Here is a 19707-nt window from a genome sequence, read left to right on the forward strand (position 1 = left end):
GGCCCGCTGCCCGGCTTGGCCACGCGTAAGCAGCCACATTTCGTGCTGATCGAGTGCCCGCGCCAATTGCTCCTGATCCATCTCTATTCGCCTCCTCAATAGAAAAACCCCGGCACGGGGCCGGGGCTACGATCCTTATTCCTTATTGATGATCCTCGACTAGCGAATCCGGCTTCGGTCGGCGCTGCCGCCGCACCAGGCGCAAGACCCATGCGGAAAGGCCCGCCATCGCCATTACCAGTAGCCACACGCCAGGCAAACTCACCACCATCCGAGTTACCGGAGCCGCCCCCGCCGCATCCACCGTGATACGGGTCAACCCGATCATCGGCAGCTTTACGCGGAACCGGTGCGTCGCACTGGTCCGGATGCTTCCGATTCCCACCGATTGTTGGATCCCGGCCGCCCGCACAGCGAGGATTGGGGAGATAGGGGTGTGGCCCAAGTTGGTCACGCTCGCGGTCACGACGGCTCGGGGCGACCAGACCAGCCATGGGGCGCGCGCGTGAACCCAAGACGGGCTGACGCATGCCCGTTGTGGCGCCGGGCGGGGAGGCCGATAGCGTGGATTGTTCGTGATATTAAACACCGCCAAACTCCCAGCGAATACTGGATGGCTCGACCACGGATACCCCGGCCCCACCGCAAATTCCACCCCCGCCGAGGCGTTGATCGGGCTGGCCGGATCCCACACCCCCGACCGCAATGCATTAGACCAGTTCACCGCCCAACTCCCGCCCGGCCCGCCAGACGACCGGATCGGAACGCTCACCGCGCCATGCGGCGGCAGTGTAATCGTGCGGGGGATGCTGAGCCACTGCGGGGTTGGTACCACTTTCAGGGGGTTCCCCGGGCCGGTGGTGGTCGCGATCACTTGCCGATGGAGCACCAGGCGATCGGGCGACTCATTAATCACCTTCACCGCCACCGACCACGGCTGGCCGGGTGATAACCGCCCCCAGTCAGCGGGGGTGACCATCAGGCGGCCCATCACCACGAGTTTATGATACGGGGGGGCCGTGGCCGCAACCACCGGCGACGCCGTGACGCCCACCACGGCCACCGCCAGCGCCGCCGCTCCGACGAATCGAAATTTCATGGTGTCAACTCCTTCCTATGTAGAATCAGACCGGTAACAGGCAACAAAAAACCCCCGCATGCGGGGGCTGGAGAGACCGACTTATTGGCCCCGCAGGGCGCCAAATGCGGCCGCGCGGCTGGCCGCAAAGGCGGTACCACGATTCCTTCGGCTACGATCCGGATCGCCATGCTGACGTTGTTTTGTTGGCGTTGACTCCAGGCGGCGGGCCTGGCGCTGCACCCACCCTTCATCGAATATCGCGCTCCCACTTTTTCGGCATACCGTTGGCGGCGGGGCCGGCGCGGCGAGCCCCAATAGCACAAGAATACGCCGAGGGATGGGGCCAGGGGGCGGCATCGGGATACCCTTCCCCGCTAGCCGCTCTGACACTTCACTCCGTGGGGGGCGACCGTCGGGGCCCCACAGATGACCCGCCAGCGCCGCCGCGATGTAGCATATGTCTCGGTTCGACAAATCGTCGGGGAGCGGCTGCCAAATCCATCGCATCGGCACGCTCCCAGGTACTTCGGCGCCGTGCAGGATTGTTGCGGCCACAGAAAATTGTTCCCCAAGTACCCGTTCGGCTGCCCGGGAATCGGCCGGTTGCTCCGGCACTCGGGCCAGCGCCCAAAGGTGCGCGTACAGCGCGGCGTAGCGGTCGGCGAGCGGGTTACTGGAGCGGCCACGAGCTCGTTTTTGTTTCGATTTTCCGAACAATTCGGTGATCTCGACGGATTGGATCATCAACGTCTCCTCCTACCTCCTCGTTGTGTCACCTACATTTTAGCATGTGTCATAGTTTTAAACAACCTTTTTCACGTGTTTACACGCTATTATTTATCGGAGTTGACTACATACCAATGTTTGACTCTACTATATCCATATCGTAGAAAGAAGGATGCTCTATGCCAAAGATGCAAAAGAACAGCACACCCCGGACTCGCCTGGCGGACCGACTATTCCGGGAAATGGGCAAAAAGGGAGCTTACGATTCGGAGCGGATGGCGGCGTTCGGCGCATGGCTCCAAAACTATCGCGAATCCGCAAACTGGACGCAGGCACGACTGGGGTACGAGCTCACCGTATCGGATCAATCCGTGCGAAAGGCTGAGCAAGGCGCGTTGCGCTGGCGCCGGGAGCGGTACGCGAAGCTATTTGAAATGTGGGATGTGGTCGATTATACGTGGACCGACCAACCGGATGGCAGCATGATTTTTGTCCCCCGCTACGATTCCCCCGAACCCGCCGAACAGTTGGCGGCCGGGGAGGCGATGACCCCCGACGAACAACTCATGCTTTCGCTCTATCGCTCGCTCGCGGAGCGCGACCAGGGGGTGTTGCGGGCCATGGCCGGGGTGTTGGCGGCGGCGCGGTAAATCTATTGGTGGGGAGAACCGAACCGGCCCCCCCAACCTTTTTGTATCACAGGGGGTGCGCACTCAGGTCCGGGTGGCCTGTTGGCGGGATATCAATTTTTCTCTGTGATACTTCTTTTAGGTTCCGGGGGGGAACCATCCTGTCCCCCAAACCCGTCCGTGCGCGGTGGTGACGCGACTCTGAGGAGCGTCCCACCGCGATCTAGTAAATACTAGATATTACTGCAATCCCGCTCATATGGGGTCCGCTCCCGCTCATATGGGGTCCGCTCCCGCTCATATGGGGTCCGCCGTCACGGTTTGGGCGTGGCCACATGGACATCCCCCGTAGGATGATAGGCTAGCATCAGCCGGTCGGTATCTGCCTGGCGATACAAGTGCATTCCCATCCGTGCGAGCATCTCGGCCTCATCCTCAACTTGATGGATCAACCGCCGTCTATGCCGGATTGACGTGTCTGGGGTCAGAGCTCCCACGATTTTCAACAGCTCGTCGACGCTAAAACTGCCGCCAGAATGGGTGAGCACATGCAACGCCACGGCATGGGTGGCTCCATTTTGTAGCGCACTCAAGATCGGTAATTCGTTACGATACTTCACCACGAGGCTGGTATCGTAAATTTTCATCCAGCCTGGACTGATCGTCACCACGAACAGCGGGCGGTCTCCAGTGAGCGCGCCACCGGGCATCGCGACCGATTTTTTCGACTCCCAGATATCGGAGATGATGTGGCCCCAATAGTGCAGTCCGCTGGCTTTATCGATGATGGTGACATCGGCTTGTTGCATATCCCGAAGAATGCTCCTGAGCCATTGGGGGTGGCTCTTCGTGGTCCCCGTGAGTTTCGCGATACGGTAGGGATCGATGACCATCATCTGGGCGCCTGATTCGATGCGCTTGCTTTTGATGGGCTCCGCAAAAATGGCGTCCAGCACTTTACGATGGATACCGCCAAGGCGGCCTTCGACGGCGACGACGGCCCACGGGGTCTCCCAGGTGAAACGGCCCGGCCGGATGTTTTTAAAACGCGGTTGGAACACCGGGCCCCGGCTAAGGATTGCCGGGGCTATCGGAGGTCCGACCGGAACGCTTCGATTACCGGGGCGCGAAATACTCGTCTTCTTCCGTGTCGCCATCGTCTGACACCTCCTGTTGTTGTTCCGGCACCGCGCCCTGTTTGCGTTTCGCGGCGGCCCTGCGCTTGACGACAGTTCCAGCGTAGACCGTGATCCGGGCGTTTAGCGGCTCAACACGTCCCCACCGTTCGTTCAGCGCCATGGGCACCACAGTGCCGACGCCCCCGTACTCCCGATTTTTCAAGACGAACGCTTCGAGCAAGATCCACCCCTCTTCGTCGGGGTGTTCCCACCCGACGCTGTACATCGCGCCTTGGCGGGCCACTTCCATCTCATCCGCGTCCCACGCGTGGTAGGTCTTGGTCGGGGCCACCCCCCCATTGTTTTGTCCTGTGCGCTGGGCACCGCTCATGGTTTCGTTGCGAAGGCCCAGCACCAGCGCGGCATTCTGCTCCAAGCGCCCGGACTCTCGCAACTGAAGCAGGTCCGGCACCCAATCATTCGCGTCCGACACTGTGCGATTAAATTGCGCCGCAGCCACGACCGGGACCCCATTCCGCATCCCCCACTGGCGTAGTTGCCGGGCAAGGTAGCCAATCTCCAGTTCGCGATTACGGCTGAGGCGGTCGGCCCATGGATGCGTGTCCGGCACCGCCGGGAGCTCTTGGATGTAATCGATCACCACGGCCAGTAGCCCGTCCGAGTCCGCCACGATCCGGTCGGCCATCGCCAACAACTCCACCCCGGTGGCATCCTCATCCATGATCACCAGGCGCTCGGTCGCGGCGTCCAACGCTTGGCGGGTCCGTTCAAGGGATGCGGCGACTGCGCCCTGACGGCTGGGTGCCTGCTTGATCTCGTGGATTACGTCCCACATGGTCATTTTGGCCTGCGCGGCGAAAATTTTCGCCCAGAGCTTGGTCCGTGGCGTCTCCGCCGACCAAAACAGGATTTTGCCAGTGCTGGTCGGGTCGAGCAGCCATTCCACCACTTGGGCCACCATCAACGTCGTCTTCCCCGCGCTTGTCGGGGCCGCAATAATGCTCAGCCCCGGTTGGTATTCGATGCGCGGTTGCACGCCTTGCAGAGCGGGGTGGGCGGGGAGACCGGGCGGCACCTGTGCGATGTCCGCCCAGATCTCCGCCATGGTCTGCCCTTTCGGTGGCGGCTTCGGGACATTCGCAAGGATGAGATCCACTTGGCGAAGCGGGCGTTCTATCGCCTCGACACTGGCTAATGCCAGCGCCTGGTTGCGCGCCTCGGCCAGGAGCGCGATGACTCTGGCGCGCGCGCGTGATATGGGCGGATTAACAAGGTTCTCCGCTGGTGGCGTGGTGGCAGGTGCATCGTTCGCGTTGACCGAAGGGGTTGCCTTTTGTATACTCAAAATGAACCATCCTTTCTACGAGGGGTTCCTTATGTTGGCGGGCGTCGGAGGGTCAGTCCGGCGCTCTTGTTTTGTCCGTTGCTCTATCACTGTACTGCCCGTTTAAAAATCGTGTCAAAGCTGGCGAACGATGTGTAATGCCTGTGAAATCGCCCCACCCTCGGACGATCTCCGTTCACACAACCCGCCAACACGAACCGCCCTCGCGAAAAAAATTTTTTTCATCGCTATCACCCCCGTTTTCTCCTCACCCCCCCAAAACAGGAAAACCGCTGTACAGTCGAGAATATGGGAATTGTGTCGAAATCTTCATGAATGGATGGATGATACATGCAACAATTGATCCGGGTCGCCCCGGTCGCGGCCATCGTGCTGCTAGCCGGGTGCGGTACCCTGAGCGCCGTTCACCCCGCCGCCCAAACGACTGCATCGCCCACGGCCAAGCCCCCCGCACCCAAGACCAAGGGCCACAAGGAACCCCAGCGCCAGAAGCCCACGACGGTGCCGGCGAACGACACCGCCACGACCGTGACGCTCTTAAACGGATCGCACGAAACCGTGCTGAGCGGCCCGTGGCCGTCATGGCCGGCCAGTTGGGATCAGCCGGGCCGGTGGAGTAACGGGCAGCCCATCCCGACCGTCCACGGCTACGCCTTCGGCGTACCCGGCACCCCGGCCCCGCAAATCTTGCCGACCGTCATCCCGGCGGGCGTCTCGACCCACGGGTTAACCGCGCAAGTGAACCAGATGGGGCAAATCGCGGCGCAGGCCGTCATCTCTCAGTATTTAGGCAGCATTTCGGCCTACGCGACGGATTGGAAGACCAACGTCACCCAGAACACCGGCCCGTATGCTGGACAGCCGGCGCAAGTGGCGTTGGCGAAGGATGCCAACCAATGGTTCGGCGCGATGGCGGGGAATCATACAAAGGTCTACATGTTCAAAGTCCTGCCGGTGTATGCGGGGGGCTTGTTGTCATCGGATCCGACGTTCGAGGTGTACCTTGAGTGGGTCGAATCAAACTCCCTGCATCCCACGCCGTTCATTGGAGCGGGCGGCGATGTGGTTACGTTGCAGGGGAATGCCATCACCGGGATGGACGCCGGCCAAGTAGCGCCCACGCTGAACAGCCCATCGGTCAACTACACCCCGCCGGCGTGGTGGCAGTCGGCGGAAAACGAGATCGGTCAGCCCGCCCCGCACAGCCTGTACTAACCGCGCCGCTCCCGTCATCGCACGGGGGCGGCCCATATCCGAAGGAGGAATTGACATGCGTTCGCTCGTACTCGGGGCCGCGATGGTAAGCACCCTGGCTCTCGCCGGGTGTGGCTTCACCACTTCGACAAGCGCCAGCGCGGGCCCCACCTCCGCCCCGACGCACGTCCACAAGAAGACTCCGGCACCGAAGCCCGCACCCACCCCGGCCAAGCACGGGCTGGCGGCCCTGCAATGGCGCCTCCTCAAAGTCACCCTGGCCCATAACGCCATGCCCATCGGGCCGTATTGGCCGGTAGCGGTAGAATTGTCCATCACCAACCCGACGGGCACGGCGGTCTCGCTCGTCAAGAACAACAGTGCGCTGTGGGGGGTGTTCCCTGTCAACCCGGGGCAGCCGTGGACGGCGTACCCTTACATGGGCGACATGAAAGGGCCCGGGACGGGGCCAGCCATCACGCAGACGCCGGCCCTGTTCCCCAATGGCGGTCTGACCGCGCCGGACTCCGCCACGCTCACCCCGGAAGTGGTCCCCGCCCATCACACGATCACCGGGTGGGTCTTGCTAGCGACCGCTCACGGGGTCAAGCAGACTGAGCTCGTGCTGTTGCCCCACGCGACGGCCACTAGCGCCGGAACCCCGATTCCCATTGCGGGCACTACGTTCACCGCGCCGTAACAATCGCAGTGCCGCCCTCGCAACCAAACCGTTAAGCGTACCCGGAGCAGGGACTTTGGTGCCGGGGGGACGGGCCGCAAAACGGGCCGCAGGGGGGAGGCGGTCACTCGCTCCCCCGCTGCCCAAACTCCCCGCTTTCAATCCAGTCCCGAGGAATCAAAATCCGGCCTCCCAAGCGGCGGGCGGGCATGCCGTCCGTGCCCACCAGGCGGTAAACCAAACATTCGCTCACGCCCAAAACCCGCGCGGCTTGGCGCGGACTGAGGAATTTCGCTTCGGGATCGATCGGTTGGCCCTTCCGTCGTTGTGTCATCTCTCATCACCTCGCGACCGAGTACACAAGCCGTTTTGCGGTCTGTCAAGCAATTTGCGAAAAAATTTTTTTGTTCGATATGGGTTCTATGATTCGGGTGTGCTGGGCAGGCGCCGTGCGGGTGTCCGAGTACGTCGGGTAGCGTGGTTAGAATCGCTCCGGAATTTCCTGCGGCCCGTTTTGCGGCCCGTGGCCTATTTTCAGGAGTCCGCGCAAAAAGAAAAAAACCCGCAATCGCTTGCGGTGTCTCAAAAAATATTGGCTGGGGAGGCAGGACTCGAACCTGCGCGTGCGGGATCCAAAGTCCCGTGCCTTACCAACTTGGCGACTCCCCAATCCCTATGGTGGAGCTTAGCGGGATCGAACCGCTGACCTCCTGCGTGCAAAGCAGGCGCTCTCCCAGCTGAGCTAAAGCCCCGAATGGAGCGGGTGATGGGAATCGAACCCACGTAATCAGCTTGGAAGGCTGAGGCTCTACCATTGAGCTACACCCGCGTCACCAACAATAATACCATTGAGGCTAGTCTGAGATCTAGCCTTCAAAAATATCCCCGCCCCGAGAGGCGGGAGAAACTGGCAGGCCAGGAGGGACTCGAACCCCCAACAGGCGGATTTGGAGTCCGCTGCTCTACCAATTGGAGCTACTGGCCTATATCAATATGGTGGGCCATGAAGGACTCGAACCTTCGACACTCCGCTTAAAAGGCGGATGCTCTAACCAACTGAGCTAATGGCCCGATGGCGACCCCACCGGGATTCGAACCCGGGTTACCACCTTGAAAGGGTGATGTCCTAGGCCTCTAGACCATGGGGTCTTTTGGTGGAGATGAGGGGAGTCGAACCCCTGACCTCTTGAATGCCATTCAAGCGCTCTCCCAACTGAGCTACATCCCCATGTCATTGGTTGGTCGCCCGGACCACGCTTAGTTATTATACATGGCGGTCATCATCCGGTCAAGAGTTCGGACAAAAACTCAACGCGCCGCTGCCACTCGATTTTTTCCACCCTGTTTTGCATTATACATCGCCCGATCTGCCGCTTGAAACAACGCATCCACGGTCATGCCAGCCTGAAATTGCGCAGCACCCACACTAATTGTCGAACCCAAAATGAGGGTGTCGCTCCATTCGAATTGATGCGTTTCTATTTCGTGGCGAATCCGCTCACCGACTTGTAAGGCATCATCCAGGTGGGACTTAGGCAGCACCACCACAAATTCATCGCCTGCATAACGACATGCGACGTCATCTTCGCGGATATTTTCCCGTATTACCTGCGCCACTCGCTGTAAATGCAAGTCGCCCGCGCGATGGCCAAAGCGATCGTTAATTGATTTTAAGCTGTCAGAATCAATGAGGAGCAACGACAGCGGTTGACCGGTCTCCTCCGCCATTTCCACGGCGCTCTGCACCACCAAGTTGAAACGTCGCGAGTTGCCCAAGCCAGTCAGGTAGTCGGTTAAAGCGATTTCTTGCGTTTGCTGGTACATTTGTGCGTTGCGAATAGCAATAGAAGCCTGCGAGGCAATGGCCGACAGGAACTCCAAATGGTCGGGATCATATTCGATGCGATATGATTGGACGGACATCGCTCCCAACACCCGTCCCTCGTGAATTAAGGGCACCACCAGCATGCCCAATGGTTCTTTGTATGAACCCGTCAACGTGCCGACTTGCTTCCGACCGTTGATGAGTGAGGGCTTCCCAGAAATGATTACCGAGCCCGTTAAGCCGTTGGGCTCAACCGGAAAGATTTCTGGAGGGTATTCTTCCCCATCATCCCAAAGATATTGCATGAGGCAGTGTGCCGGATCATCCGGCAAGGTTAAGGCCACAAAGAAGCTGTCGTTCTCCAAAACATCGGCCACTGCTTTCCTCAGGCTCCGAAAAAGCTGCTCCATCTCCAAATTACGGTTGACGATGCGACCCATCCGTTCCAAAATAGCCAGCAATTGGCCGCGTTTGGACGCCACGGATTGCGATTCGTCAAAGCGCAATTGCATCGACATAACATCAGCAAGGTTTTGCACAATGAAACTTTGGGTGTCATTCACCTCGGGCGATACGAAAGAGAGCCCCATCCAGCCATAAAAAGATTCCTCGTAGTGAAGTGGCACCAAGATCAGGGATCGCATACCCAGTTCATAAAGATAATGGTGAAGCGGCCAGGCATTCCAAGCTTCTTCAGCAGGAGTGAGAATTTCGAGGCTTGAGGGGACGTGCTCTGGCGGCTCAATCGTCAATTCAGGAGTAGCCACGCCCTGAATCGTAAAGCCAGAAATGCGGCGCTGTGCGTCCACGCGGACCAGATAGGCGGCATCCGCACGGCTCATGCTGCGCGACTCCTCCAAAAGGCGCATCAGCACAATGTTAATGTCCTGTTCCTGCATGATGGACTCTTGCAGAACCTTCAAACGGGAAATTTGGTCCAGCTTCTGGTAGTTTTCCCGGTTGCGGTAGCGAGTTAGGCGGTATTCTCGTCCAAGCCCCCCCGCCGCAAAAAGATAGATGGCCATGATCGCCATGCGCCACCAAAAAATTTTCAGATCCCACGCCCCGGTCGAAAAGCCATAGGCCAAAATGACCGCCAGTGCCCCAGCGCTGGAATAGCGGAGCGTGCCATAAACAGTGAGAAAGAGCGCTTCACCGCCATAGAGGAGGTATACGGGGCTATGAATGCCGCCAGTCATGCTAATAGCGATAGACAACAACACCAGATCGACAACAATCAGGAGTTGGTTGGACACTTCCAACCAGTTGGGACGGCGCCAGATGAAAGCGCCGAAGGCCATGAGAAGAAGCCAGAGCACCAAGGGGATGACCCCAAAAGGATGTCCCCACGCAAAAACGGCGGCGACTAGCCATAAAAGCCCCCGCAATCCGAATACAAGGTTATGAAAGCGACCCCGATTGAATGTATAGGCGCTAGCTGGTTTCCACAATCCCCCCACCTGCCTCCCGATCGCCACTGTGAAGAAAATTTGACACAAAAGAGCAAATTCCTGCATCTAGTGAAGGATTTTTCGTTTTTCTTGTTTAGGCCTCGGGAGGCCAAGCCGATAAGGCGGTGACGCGAATTCCGGAAGGCTCACGAATTCCGGCGACGGCAATCATGCGCCGCACCTTGCCGAATAACAGGTGGCCGAAGCGTTGATACCCTTTGGAGGATAGACGGGCTTCCAACACCCCTGTCTCATCAACAAGCGAGAAAAACACCACCAAACGCCCGCTGCGAGTGGGTGGACGGTGAGGGCGATAGAAAAGAGCTACCGCGCGCACCGGTTGGCCCGCGGGCGCCTGCTGGATGTCTTGAATGCTCTGATATCCTTCGCGAGCCACGTGAGGCCGCCAAAACTCCATCCATTGCCAACGCTGACCAAAGCCCAGATGGCGATAATCCGCCACCACCTGCTCGGCCGGAGTCCACAGGCGATCGGACCGGGCTGATGTGAGCCGAAGTCCATTGGTCCCCTGAATATCCTCTAAAAATCCCGAACGATCCGGGCTAATGCAGTCAAAGGCGCCCACCTCGATAAGGGCAGGCAAATGCTTTCGAGCTCCCGGAACCCGTTCCGCCACGTCCTCGGGATGGCGATATCCCCCTTGAGGGCGCCGATCCACAATGGCTTCAGCCGTCTCCATCCCCATGCCATTCAAAAATCCCAACCCAATGCGTAAACAGCTCCCCTCTTCACTCGCCGCCGCTTGGCTTTGATTGATGTCCATCGGCAGGATGGGAATTTGACGCCGCCGGGCTTCCACCAACAGGACGTCAATCGGATAGTATCCCAGCGGTTCGGCATTCAACAGACCTAAAAAATATTGGCGCGGGAAGTGTTCTAAAAGATAGGCGGTGCGGTAAGAGGTTTCGGCAAAGGCGGCCGCATGCGCCTCATTGAAGCCATAGCTGGCATAGCCCACAATCTGCTGAAACACCTGGTCGGCAATCTCCTCCGATACTCCACGCGCCATCGCCTTCTCACGAAAGCGCTGACCCAACATCTCCATCTCGGCCGTTGATCGGGCATGGGTCATGACCCGTCGCAAAAGATCCGCCTCGCCGGGTGTAAAGCCAGCCAACGTGCTGGCAATGGCAATGACCTGCTCTTGAAACAGCACCACCCCATACGTCTTGGACAAAATCGGCTCTAAATCCGGATGCAGGTAGGTCACCGGTTCCTCCCCGCGTCGGCGGGCCACAAATGGGTCGACCATATTGCCCTTGATGGGGCCCGGACGAATCAGCGCCAATGACGCGACAATATCTTCCCAGAGACTAGGCTGGAGCCTTTGTGCCAACGCCCGCTGAGCTGGGCTTTCCAATTGAAAGACCCCGATGCTATCGCCTTTTTGCAACCGTTGAAAGGTGGCCTCATCCTCCAAGGGAATTTGATCATAATCAAACGCTTGACGTTGCTGAATCGCCTGACTGGCGACTTCCACGGCGGAAAAAGTGCGCAGCGACAGCAAATCCAGCTTCATAAGGCCCAAATCCTCCACGTCGCGCTTGTCAAACTGCACGATTTCCACGCCCTTGGGGGATCTCTCGCGGGGACTTATCGCCTCAATGGGCACATCCGTAATCACGACCCCACCCAAGTGGGTCCCAATGTGGCGGGGCAATCCCTCAATTGCCTTAGCCCAGGTCAATACTGCCCGTAGCCGATCCGATTCGGGATACTGACGGAGCTCGGGAATTTGCTCCCATCGCTCAAGCAGACTATGAATAGGGGCTTCCGGCAGAGACTTAGCCAACGCGTCCAATTCTTGAGGCGGAAATCCCATCACTTTGCCAATTTCCCGCACTGCCAACCGCTGACGATAGGTTTGATAGGTGGCCACCCGTGCCACATGCTCAGAGCCATAGCGATGCGTCACATAGGCCTCCACTTCATCACGTCGGCGGGCATCAAAATCAATATCGATGTCCGGCATCTCCTGCCGCTCACGGCTCATAAAGCGCTCAAATAAGAGATTGCGCCGCCAAGCATCGACGTCGGTAATACCAAGACAATACGCCACCACCGAATCGGCGGCCGACCCACGCCCAGAAAAACGAATGCCCTGTTGGCGGGCGAAATCGGCCACATCCGCCACCACCAAAAAGTAGTCGCTGAAGCCCAAGTCCTGAATCACCGACAATTCCCGCTCAATCCGCGGGCGCACTTCTAAAGCTTGAGATTTATAGCGTCTCCGTGATCCCTGGAGCACCTTCTCTCTAAGCGCCTGCTCCGCCCTCATCCCTTCAGGCAACGCAAAAAGCGGTCGAAAACGCCGATTGAAGAGTTCCGGAGATTGAAGCCTTTCAGCCAGAGCTTCGGTTGCAGCCAACACCTGGGGCCAATCGCGAAATAGCTTCTCAAAATCGCTCCAAGGCTTAAGATAATTTTCCGCATTGAGGCGCCGATCGGAAAAAACGCTCTCAATTCGCTCCCCCGTGCGAATGCAGGTCATCAAATCGTAAAGGCCAAAACTTTCTTTGCGGGCGTAATGGACCGCTCCTGTTGCTACCAACGGCCATCCCTCAGCCTCCGCCAAATCACGAAGGGCACGAAAAAGACGTCGATCACCGGGCAAAAGGCTGGTCGTGACTTCTACATAGAGTCGATCAGGGCCAAAAATGGCGGCCAATTGTTTCCGAATCTCTGCCAATCGCGCCATGTCCCGTTCAATATAGGCACGTGCCAGCAGACCCTCGCGATCACCCGTCAAGGCAATTAGCGAGCCGCTATAGCGGCGCAACATATCCCCATTGACCCGTGTTTGACCACGCGGATTTTCCAAATGAGCGGCCGTCAACAGCGCCGTCAGATCCGGGTAGGCGGAGGATTCCGGCACCAACAGCACCAATTTTCCCCAATCCTCGACCTCTACCTCCGCCCCCACAATGCCCTTCACACCGTATTCCTGGCAGGCTTTCAAAAATGGAACGATACCCGACACCCGATAATCATCGGTTAAGGCCAGGGTGGTAATACCCTGGGATGCTGCTTCACGCACAATGTCGGTCGGATGGGAGGCACCATTAAGGAAGGAAAACGCGGAATGCACATGCAAATGGGCACCGCTCATTCCCCGTCAACGGCCACCGTTATCCATTTAAGCACGCGCTCAGCCATCGATCCGGGACGGAGTTGATAGGCGTGTCCGGCCATGCGGATATATTCATATTCCGGTGCCTGGACGCCAGGAAACCAAATCACCTTGCCATGCTTAGTCATAGACGTAGTATAGCCACCACTGATTTTTGCTGGGGTCCCACGCCAATTCGTAGATGCCTTGATCTTCGCCTTGGACTCGCCAAAACCATAATTCCGGCTCATCATGCCACCACTCCCCAATATCTCTCCAATAGTCCAGCACCTGGCGCACCAACACCAACCGCCGCTTCCATAAAAAGCGATGAGGAATCCGATCCTGAACCCACACCGCCTGAAGCCGCGTCATCCTCGTTCACCGGCCATCCGCCACAAGTCCCAATTCGCCAGCATTTGCTCACGCCGACTCGGCAAAAGATGGGTTACCGGGCGCGGACGTTCCGGCTTCTTTGCCACGTCTCCCCACCAGCCCAATTGCGGGAGAGCGAAGGGCTCCAAACGCGCTTCTAATTTCACCTGGTCAAAGGGGTGAGCCGGTGGGGTAGCCAACAACGCGAGAACTCGAGCAATAACGGTATGCATATCGCTGACCGTTGTCGGCCATTCCCGTTCCCGCCTCTCCATGCCCGCATCGCGGCTCCACGTCACCCGAATCCAGCGCACCCCTTGCTGACTCTTTTGGCATTCGCGAAACACGGCCTCTCCCAACTGACGCATCAACTCGCCGACACCGGAGAGGAGCGGCTCCTCAAATGTTCGCGTTACCACCAGATGGTCAGATTGAAGAGGTTGTCCCAAGCCATCCAGCTTTCGAATCTCGGACAGGAGTCCCGGAACCTGTTTTACGCGCGTCCAGCGCCGTTTATGCCACATTTCCCGAGTCTTTTGCCCAATGCCGGGGATATAGCGCAAGGGCAATTCCGGCCATAACTTCTCTTCTCCCCCTGGTCTTAAAACGTATGTTTTCCAAGAAGAACTTGACCAGACCGGAAGCTTCAACAATGGCCCTTCTTCAGCAATCCAACGGGCCATCCAAGGGTGGGAGGCAATTCCGGCTTCCAACCGCTGTGCCCAGCGGGGAATCACCTCGTCCACCAACCTCCGCCACTCGGATTCCGAAAGGCGAGGCCATTCCCACCAGCCTTCTCGCACATCCTCTTGCTCAAAAGACGCGGCATGGGCCGTCAACCACTCACGCAAGGCCTGCCGCATGTTTTGGTATAAGTGCGGCTGCCATGGCACCCAGACAGCCCCCGGGTGGCGCCACTTCATTTCTCCCAACGCATCCCCGGGGCGAACGCCCCGGTCCCATCCCATGCTGTCCACATCAAACACCTGACCGTCGCGGAACACTAAATAGCTGTCCAACGGACGCTGAAACCCTTCTGCCGTCAAATGTCCGAGCTTCCAATAGATTATCGCCATGGATGGTCCCTCGCTGTAAACTTTTGTTTGTATCCCTATTATATCCGCCTCCAACTGAAATACAACTCTCTAGAACAAAAGTTTTCATTCCCAAAAACCCCACAAAACACAGAAAAACGCCGGGACGAGCCCGGCGTTCCTCCAACCGTTTTCTTCTATAATGCGGCTTCTTGTTCTATAATGCGGCTTCTTGCGGCGCCTCGACAGCGTCTTTCGCCTCGGGCTTGATTTTGTCATAGACCAGGAAGGCCCCATTTAATATGAGCCCCATGCCGGTCGCCATAGCCAAGCTGGAGACGGGGAAGCGGCCAATCGGTAATGCCAAATTACCCACCCCCACTGCCAGGACCACCGAAGAGAGCACCAAGTTACGCCGGTCGGCGAAGTCCACCTTGGCATCAACCAGTGTGCGGAATCCGGAGGCAGCAATAACACCGAAGAGCAGAATGGAAATGCCGCCGATGACAGGGGACGGCATCGCTTGCAAAAGGCCGCCCAACTTACCGATGAACGACATTAAGATAGCAAACACAGCTGCTTCGGCAATCACCTGCGTGCTGTATACGCGCGTTAAAGCCAACACGCCCAGATTTTCTCCATAAGTTGTGGTCGGCGCTGCACCCACCAACCCCGCGAGAATAGTGGGAATACCATCCCCCATGAGGGACCGCCCCAAACCGGGATCCTTAAAGAAGTCTCGCTCGGTGATGGAGCCGGCGACAAATAGGTGTCCCAAGTGTTCAGCGACGGTCACGAACGCTACTGGCGCCAAAATCGCCATGGCCTGCCAGTTCCATACCGGGTGGACAAAGTGCGGCAAACCGAACCAAGGTGATTTAGCCACAATCGACCAATTCACTTGCCCGCGCAGCGCCGCGAACGCATAGCCGCCAATCATGCCAACAAGCACTGGCACCATGCCCAACCGGCCCTTGGCCCATACCATTACTACCACCGCGACACCCAAGGTCACCATAGCAGTCCAAAAGGCATTGTAGGAAAAGTGAGTTCCCCCCGAAGCCAGCGAAATGGCGGACGGAGCCAAAGTCAAGCCAATGACGACAATGACGGCACCGACAAAAGACGGCGGAATGATTTTATGAATCCAGTCACTACCCGTGCGCTGAATGATAAGCGCCAAAATGACGTACACAATGCCGCTCCCCACCGCTCCAGCCAATGCCGCACCCAGACCCAAGCTCGATTTCAATGCAAGGATGGGAGCGATAAAGGCAAAGCTAGAACCGAGGTAGCTCGGCACTTTAAATTTTGTGGAAATCAGATAAATAAGCGTGCCGATTCCGCCCATCATCAAAGCCACCCGTGGGTCTAACCCCAACAGCAGGGGGACCAACACGGTTGAACCGAACATGGCGAATGCATGTTGTAAGGCGAGAGGAATTGAGGGCACAAAACGGACTTTTCCTTCAGGAGCAATCGGAAGTTGCATGCGGTTAGACCTCCAATGGGGCTCTCACTGAAGCCCTTTAATTGTGGATATCCCCATTATTATAAAGTGCCCGTACGAGAATAGCAATCTCGAAGGAACTGATGCGGTCAACCTCGTTTGAAGAAGAATTGTATGGCAGGTTATGCGAGGCTGCGTCCCGAGAACGAAAACCGCGGGTCCTCCGGCACGAAACGATGAACGCAACGGGCAACAAGAGCGGTCATAAGACCGCCCTTTGATAAAACCAATCCGCCCATCACGAAAAAACGAGCACAAACCGTTCCAGGGCACTTAAGCGGCGCCCTTTTGTCTGCACGCTGCTTCCCTTCCGGTTATCTTCCCTGTCGAGAAGGCCACTCGGGCGCCCGCTTCTCGACAAACGCTGACACGCCTTCTTGGGAGTCCTCGGACAGCGCCACCATCGATACCAAGTTCTTCAACATTTCCATCGCTCGGCCCATCTCCATATCTTGAGCCAGACGCCATCCCTCTTTGCCAAGACGAGCGATGAAGGGACTACCGGCGCGAATTTCCTCCGCCATGCGGTGAGCCTCGTTCATAAGTTCTGCTTTAGGCACCACCCGATTAACGAATCCCCACTCCGTGGCTTCCTTGACATCAATCATCTTGCCGGTAAGGCCAAGCTCCAGAGCCCGCCGGGGACCAATTAAGCGGGAGATGGGCGCTGTGACCACCATAGGATAGAGGCCGACTTTGACTTCGGGCAGCCCAAAGCGAGTATCGTCGGCGGCAATCAGCAGATCGACACCGGCCGCCAACCCCATTCCGCCTGCCAGCGTATAGCCAAACACTGCCCCAATCACCGGTTGGGGCAAATTTTGCAAGGTGCCAATCAATCGGGCCATATTGCCAAAATAGCTCCGTACCGCATCTTCGCCGGAAAGAGCCCGAACTTCTGACAAATCGGCACCGGCACAAAAAGCGCGTTCTCCCGTTCCCGTCAAAATCACCACCTCGACCGCAGGATCGGAGCCCACTGCCTCCAGCAAAGTGATGAGCTCCTCAATGGTCTCGGTGTTGAGAGCGTTCCTAACCTCGGGCCGATTTATCGCCACTTCGGTGACAGGTCCTTTGATGACTTTGAGGTTACTCATTAAGCGACCCCTCAATCCCCACTGGCACCATTCGTCCTCCGGCCTTAAAGACTCGCGACGGCACTTCGTGCCCGATGGCACCTTCCAGGTACTGGGTAATTCCCATCAGCCGCTCCAAATCCACGCCCGTCTTAATGCCCATCTCGGAGAGGCAGTAGACAGCGTCCTCCGTTGCTAAGTTACCTCCCGCTCCAGGTGAAAAGGGCGACCCGCCGATTCCTCCAAGGGCTGTCTCAAAGCGCGTGCAACCGGCAATCACACCAGCCAGCATGTTGGCAAGTGCTGTTCCGCGATTGTCGTGAAAATGCAGACCCACTCGAACCATGGGGGCATTCATCCGAAAGGCATGCACCATCTCCGCGACCTGAAGCGGATTGGCTACCCCGACCGTATCCCCGAGGGTGATGTCGGCGATGCCCATACTTTCCAACCGTACGGCCAAGTCCAACACCGCGTTGACTGGCACCCGGCCCTCATAGGGGCATCCGAACGACGTCACAATCACGGCTGTGACCGGCACGCCCTCGCCCCGGGCCATTTGGCAAATACGATGAAAACCGCCGAGCGATTCGGAAATGGACTGGTGAACGTTCTTATAGTTGTGCGTCTCGCTGGCCGACACAAACACCGTCATTTCATCGGGCTTGGTGCTAAGCGCCCGCTCAGCCCCTTTGGGGTTAGGCACCAAGACCGCATAGGTGACCCCCGGCTTGCGGTCGATGCGGGCCATTACCGTCTCCGCGTCCGCCATTTGTGGCAGCCATTTGGGACTCACAAAGGAAGTGACCTCAATATGCTTCAGCCCCGCCGCAGTGAGTTGATTGACCAACGATACCCGCTCATCCACGCTCAGCACCTTGGGCTCCGCCTGCAGTCCGTCACGTGGCGACACGTCTTTAATGCTGACCTCTTCCGGCAAATCGGCTCGCTCCAGCATGCTCTCCCTCCTCGCTACACCGGCGTGACCGGATGGCGCCGACGACTGAATTCCCGACTCTTTTGGGCGTACAGCTTCAAGCGTCGAGACAACTCTCGCCTCAGTTCCTCCGGCACGATGACTTCATCAACAACGAGTTCGGCCGCCAAACGGCGGATATCAATATCCTCCCGGTATTCCTGCTGCTTTTGTTGGACAAAGGCCCGCCGATCGTCGCCTTCCAATTCCTGAATGCGGTTGAAATACACGGCGTTGACGGCCGCCTCCGGTCCCATGACGGCAATTTGTGCCGTTGGCAGCGCGATGGTGACATCCGATCCGAAGGCCGGCCCAGCCATGGCGTAAAGGCCGGCTCCATAGGCTTTGCGGACCACGACGCTAATTTTGGGAACCGTGGCTTCCGAGACAGCGGCAATCAACTTGGCTCCATGGCGGATGATGCCTTCCCGCTCCACCTTGGTCCCAATCATGAATCCCGGGACGTCTGCCAGGAAGATTAACGGAATGTTGAAGGCATCACAGAGATTGATGAATCGTGCCGCCTTGTCGGCACTGTCAACAAACAGCACGCCGCCTTTAACCTTAGACTGATTGGCGACAATCCCCACGGGACGCCCGTCAATGCGCGCCAAACCGGTGAGAATTTCGGGAGCAAAGAGCGGCTTGATGGAAAACCAGCTATCCCTGTCCACAATCCGCTCGATCACTCGGTTCATATCAAAGGGCACATTTTGATTCTCGGGAATAATGCGGGTCCAATCATCAGCGGCCGGAACCTCGGGCTCCCAAGCCGGCGGTGCGCTTTCCCAATTGTCGGGCATGTAGCGAAAGTATTGCCGCCCCCAATCAATGGCTTGCTCTTCCGACTCCGCCAACAAGTCGCCCACCCCGCTCACGGTGCAGTGCATGCGGGCGCCGCCCATCTCTTCCAACGTCACCTTTTCTCCAATGACCATCTCCGCCATGCGCGGTGAGCCCAAGTACATGGACGCATTTTTGTCCACCATGATGACAATGTCGGTGAAGGCGGGAATGTACGCCCCACCGGCAGCCGATGGTCCAAACAAGAGGCAAACTTGCGGGACCCGACCGGAAAGCTTAATTTGGTTGTAAAAGATCCGCCCTGCACCGCGGCGGCCCGGGAACATCTCCACTTGATCGGTGATGCGGGCACCGGCGGAATCAACCAGATAGAAGATTGGACAGTTGAGATCGAGCGCCTTTTCCTGTATGCGGATAATCTTTTCCACCGTGCGGGCGCCCCAGGATCCAGCCTTTACCGTGGGATCATTAGCCATCACAACCACCGTACGGCCGTCAATACTCCCCGTGACGGTCACCACGCCATCGGCCGCTAAGTCCCCGGCAAGGTTGTTGGCTAACAACCCATCTTCCACCCAGCCCGGATCCAACAACCGGGCAATCCGTTCGCGCACCGGCAACTTTCCTTCCTGAGGCAGCCGCTTGCGATATTTCTCCGGACCTCCGAGAGAAAGCTGCTCCCGAAGATTTCTCAGCTCTTCCGATTTCAACCCTGAGACCCCACTTTCCAGAA

At 58.0% G+C, this 19707-nt stretch carries 17 protein-coding genes and 7 tRNA genes; 3 read left to right on the top strand and 21 right to left on the bottom strand.

Features of this window, described 5'->3' with window-relative positions; genetic code table 11:
• Window positions 1–142 precede the first annotated feature (142 nt).
• Window positions 143–1099: a hypothetical protein gene (locus tag HIJ39_RS11775; RefSeq protein WP_169099916.1), complete on the bottom strand. Its 957-nt coding sequence runs from the start codon at window positions 1097–1099 to the stop codon at window positions 143–145.
• 81 nt (window positions 1100–1180) lie between these two features.
• Window positions 1181–1825, bottom strand: coding sequence for a hypothetical protein (locus tag HIJ39_RS11780; protein WP_169099918.1), 645 nt, complete (start codon window positions 1823–1825; stop codon window positions 1181–1183).
• 161 nt (window positions 1826–1986) lie between these two features.
• On the opposite strand from HIJ39_RS11780, the gene HIJ39_RS11785 reads away from it, so the two are divergent.
• A complete protein-coding gene (locus tag HIJ39_RS11785) occupies window positions 1987–2457 on the top strand; it encodes a helix-turn-helix domain-containing protein (protein ID WP_169099920.1) in 471 nt (156 codons plus the stop codon).
• Between the two features lie 293 nt (window positions 2458–2750).
• On the opposite strand, the gene HIJ39_RS11790 is transcribed toward HIJ39_RS11785, so the two are convergent.
• Window positions 2751–3593, bottom strand: coding sequence for a hypothetical protein (locus HIJ39_RS11790; protein WP_169099922.1), 843 nt, complete (start codon window positions 3591–3593; stop codon window positions 2751–2753).
• Window positions 3553–4920: a DnaB-like helicase C-terminal domain-containing protein gene (locus HIJ39_RS11795; protein ID WP_169099924.1), complete on the bottom strand. Its 1368-nt coding sequence runs from the start codon at window positions 4918–4920 to the stop codon at window positions 3553–3555. Before HIJ39_RS11795 ends, HIJ39_RS11790 begins: the two co-directional genes overlap by 41 nt.
• 330 nt (window positions 4921–5250) lie before the next feature.
• Between HIJ39_RS11795 and HIJ39_RS11800 the strand changes: the two genes are divergently transcribed.
• Window positions 5251–6135: a hypothetical protein gene (locus HIJ39_RS11800; RefSeq protein WP_169099926.1), complete on the top strand. Its 885-nt coding sequence runs from the start codon at window positions 5251–5253 to the stop codon at window positions 6133–6135.
• A 55-nt stretch (window positions 6136–6190) separates the two neighbouring features.
• A complete protein-coding gene (locus HIJ39_RS11805; RefSeq protein ID WP_169099928.1) occupies window positions 6191–6814 on the top strand; it encodes a hypothetical protein in 624 nt (207 codons plus the stop codon).
• A gap of 103 nt (window positions 6815–6917) precedes the next feature.
• Here HIJ39_RS11805 and HIJ39_RS11810 read toward each other — a convergent pair whose 3' ends face one another.
• The 17 genes from HIJ39_RS11810 to HIJ39_RS11890 all read right to left on the bottom strand — a co-directional run bounded on the left by HIJ39_RS11810 (window position 6918) and on the right by HIJ39_RS11890 (window position 19684).
• Window positions 6918–7127, bottom strand: coding sequence for a helix-turn-helix domain-containing protein (locus HIJ39_RS11810; protein ID WP_169099930.1), 210 nt, complete (start codon window positions 7125–7127; stop codon window positions 6918–6920).
• A 259-nt stretch (window positions 7128–7386) separates the two neighbouring features.
• Window positions 7387–7462, bottom strand: a tRNA-Gln gene (locus HIJ39_RS11815).
• A gap of 7 nt (window positions 7463–7469) precedes the next feature.
• Window positions 7470–7545: transfer RNA gene (locus tag HIJ39_RS11820), tRNA-Ala, on the bottom strand.
• 3 nt (window positions 7546–7548) lie between these two features.
• Window positions 7549–7622 (bottom strand) — tRNA-Gly (locus HIJ39_RS11825).
• 79 nt (window positions 7623–7701) lie between these two features.
• A tRNA-Trp gene (locus HIJ39_RS11830) sits at window positions 7702–7778 on the bottom strand.
• A gap of 9 nt (window positions 7779–7787) precedes the next feature.
• Window positions 7788–7864, bottom strand: a tRNA-Lys gene (locus tag HIJ39_RS11835).
• A 2-nt stretch (window positions 7865–7866) separates the two neighbouring features.
• Window positions 7867–7942: transfer RNA gene (locus HIJ39_RS11840), tRNA-Glu, on the bottom strand.
• Window positions 7943–7945: 3 nt separating this feature from the next.
• Window positions 7946–8021 (bottom strand) — tRNA-Ala (locus HIJ39_RS11845).
• An 80-nt stretch (window positions 8022–8101) separates the two neighbouring features.
• The gene (locus HIJ39_RS11850) at window positions 8102–10069 is read right to left on the bottom strand and encodes a GGDEF domain-containing protein (protein ID WP_243239594.1); all 1968 of its coding nucleotides are present in this window, start codon (window positions 10067–10069) and stop codon (window positions 8102–8104) included.
• 94 nt (window positions 10070–10163) lie between these two features.
• The gene (locus HIJ39_RS11855) at window positions 10164–13199 is read right to left on the bottom strand and encodes a DNA polymerase III subunit alpha (RefSeq protein WP_169099934.1); all 3036 of its coding nucleotides are present in this window, start codon (window positions 13197–13199) and stop codon (window positions 10164–10166) included.
• On the bottom strand, window positions 13196–13348 hold the full coding sequence (locus tag HIJ39_RS11860; RefSeq protein ID WP_169099936.1) for a hypothetical protein: 153 nt from the start codon (window positions 13346–13348) through the stop codon (window positions 13196–13198). Before HIJ39_RS11860 ends, HIJ39_RS11855 begins: the two co-directional genes overlap by 4 nt.
• Window positions 13341–13574, bottom strand: coding sequence for a DUF6504 family protein (locus HIJ39_RS11865; RefSeq protein ID WP_169099938.1), 234 nt, complete (start codon window positions 13572–13574; stop codon window positions 13341–13343). Before HIJ39_RS11865 ends, HIJ39_RS11860 begins: the two co-directional genes overlap by 8 nt.
• Window positions 13571–14650, bottom strand: coding sequence for a hypothetical protein (locus HIJ39_RS11870; protein WP_169099940.1), 1080 nt, complete (start codon window positions 14648–14650; stop codon window positions 13571–13573). Before HIJ39_RS11870 ends, HIJ39_RS11865 begins: the two co-directional genes overlap by 4 nt.
• 175 nt (window positions 14651–14825) lie before the next feature.
• Window positions 14826–16100, bottom strand: coding sequence for a solute carrier family 23 protein (locus HIJ39_RS11875; protein WP_169099942.1), 1275 nt, complete (start codon window positions 16098–16100; stop codon window positions 14826–14828).
• Window positions 16101–16432: 332 nt separating this feature from the next.
• Window positions 16433–17215: an enoyl-CoA hydratase/isomerase family protein gene (locus tag HIJ39_RS11880; RefSeq protein ID WP_169099944.1), complete on the bottom strand. Its 783-nt coding sequence runs from the start codon at window positions 17213–17215 to the stop codon at window positions 16433–16435.
• Window positions 17208–18152 carry a hydroxymethylglutaryl-CoA lyase gene (locus HIJ39_RS11885; protein ID WP_169099946.1) on the bottom strand — a complete coding sequence of 315 codons (945 nt, stop codon included), beginning with the start codon at window positions 18150–18152 and terminating at the stop codon, window positions 17208–17210. Before HIJ39_RS11885 ends, HIJ39_RS11880 begins: the two co-directional genes overlap by 8 nt.
• 14 nt (window positions 18153–18166) lie before the next feature.
• Window positions 18167–19684: an acyl-CoA carboxylase subunit beta gene (locus tag HIJ39_RS11890; RefSeq protein WP_169099948.1), complete on the bottom strand. Its 1518-nt coding sequence runs from the start codon at window positions 19682–19684 to the stop codon at window positions 18167–18169.
• Window positions 19685–19707 lie beyond the last annotated feature (23 nt).

The organism is Sulfobacillus harzensis (assembly GCF_012933365.1).
GTDB lineage: Bacteria > Bacillota > Sulfobacillia > Sulfobacillales > Sulfobacillaceae > Sulfobacillus_B > Sulfobacillus_B harzensis.

What these genes read in the sequence shown, in the direction of transcription:
- HIJ39_RS11775 (WP_169099916.1), bottom strand. Translation starts at nt 1,099, where the DNA reads ATGAAATTTCGATTCGTCGGAGCGGCGGCGCTGGCGGTGGCCGTGGTG.
- HIJ39_RS11780 (WP_169099918.1), bottom strand. Translation starts at nt 1,825, where the DNA reads ATGATCCAATCCGTCGAGATCACCGAATTGTTCGGAAAATCGAAACAA.
- HIJ39_RS11785 (WP_169099920.1), top strand. Translation starts at nt 1,987, where the DNA reads ATGCCAAAGATGCAAAAGAACAGCACACCCCGGACTCGCCTGGCGGAC.
- HIJ39_RS11790 (WP_169099922.1), bottom strand. Translation starts at nt 3,593, where the DNA reads ATGGCGACACGGAAGAAGACGAGTATTTCGCGCCCCGGTAATCGAAGC.
- HIJ39_RS11800 (WP_169099926.1), top strand. Translation starts at nt 5,251, where the DNA reads ATGCAACAATTGATCCGGGTCGCCCCGGTCGCGGCCATCGTGCTGCTA.
- HIJ39_RS11805 (WP_169099928.1), top strand. Translation starts at nt 6,191, where the DNA reads ATGCGTTCGCTCGTACTCGGGGCCGCGATGGTAAGCACCCTGGCTCTC.
- HIJ39_RS11810 (WP_169099930.1), bottom strand. Translation starts at nt 7,127, where the DNA reads ATGACACAACGACGGAAGGGCCAACCGATCGATCCCGAAGCGAAATTC.
- HIJ39_RS11855 (WP_169099934.1), bottom strand. Translation starts at nt 13,199, where the DNA reads ATGAGCGGTGCCCATTTGCATGTGCATTCCGCGTTTTCCTTCCTTAAT.
- HIJ39_RS11860 (WP_169099936.1), bottom strand. Translation starts at nt 13,348, where the DNA reads ATGACTAAGCATGGCAAGGTGATTTGGTTTCCTGGCGTCCAGGCACCG.
- HIJ39_RS11865 (WP_169099938.1), bottom strand. Translation starts at nt 13,574, where the DNA reads ATGACGCGGCTTCAGGCGGTGTGGGTTCAGGATCGGATTCCTCATCGC.
- HIJ39_RS11870 (WP_169099940.1), bottom strand. Translation starts at nt 14,650, where the DNA reads ATGGCGATAATCTATTGGAAGCTCGGACATTTGACGGCAGAAGGGTTT.
- HIJ39_RS11875 (WP_169099942.1), bottom strand. Translation starts at nt 16,100, where the DNA reads ATGCAACTTCCGATTGCTCCTGAAGGAAAAGTCCGTTTTGTGCCCTCA.
- HIJ39_RS11880 (WP_169099944.1), bottom strand. Translation starts at nt 17,215, where the DNA reads ATGAGTAACCTCAAAGTCATCAAAGGACCTGTCACCGAAGTGGCGATA.
- HIJ39_RS11885 (WP_169099946.1), bottom strand. Translation starts at nt 18,152, where the DNA reads ATGCTGGAGCGAGCCGATTTGCCGGAAGAGGTCAGCATTAAAGACGTG.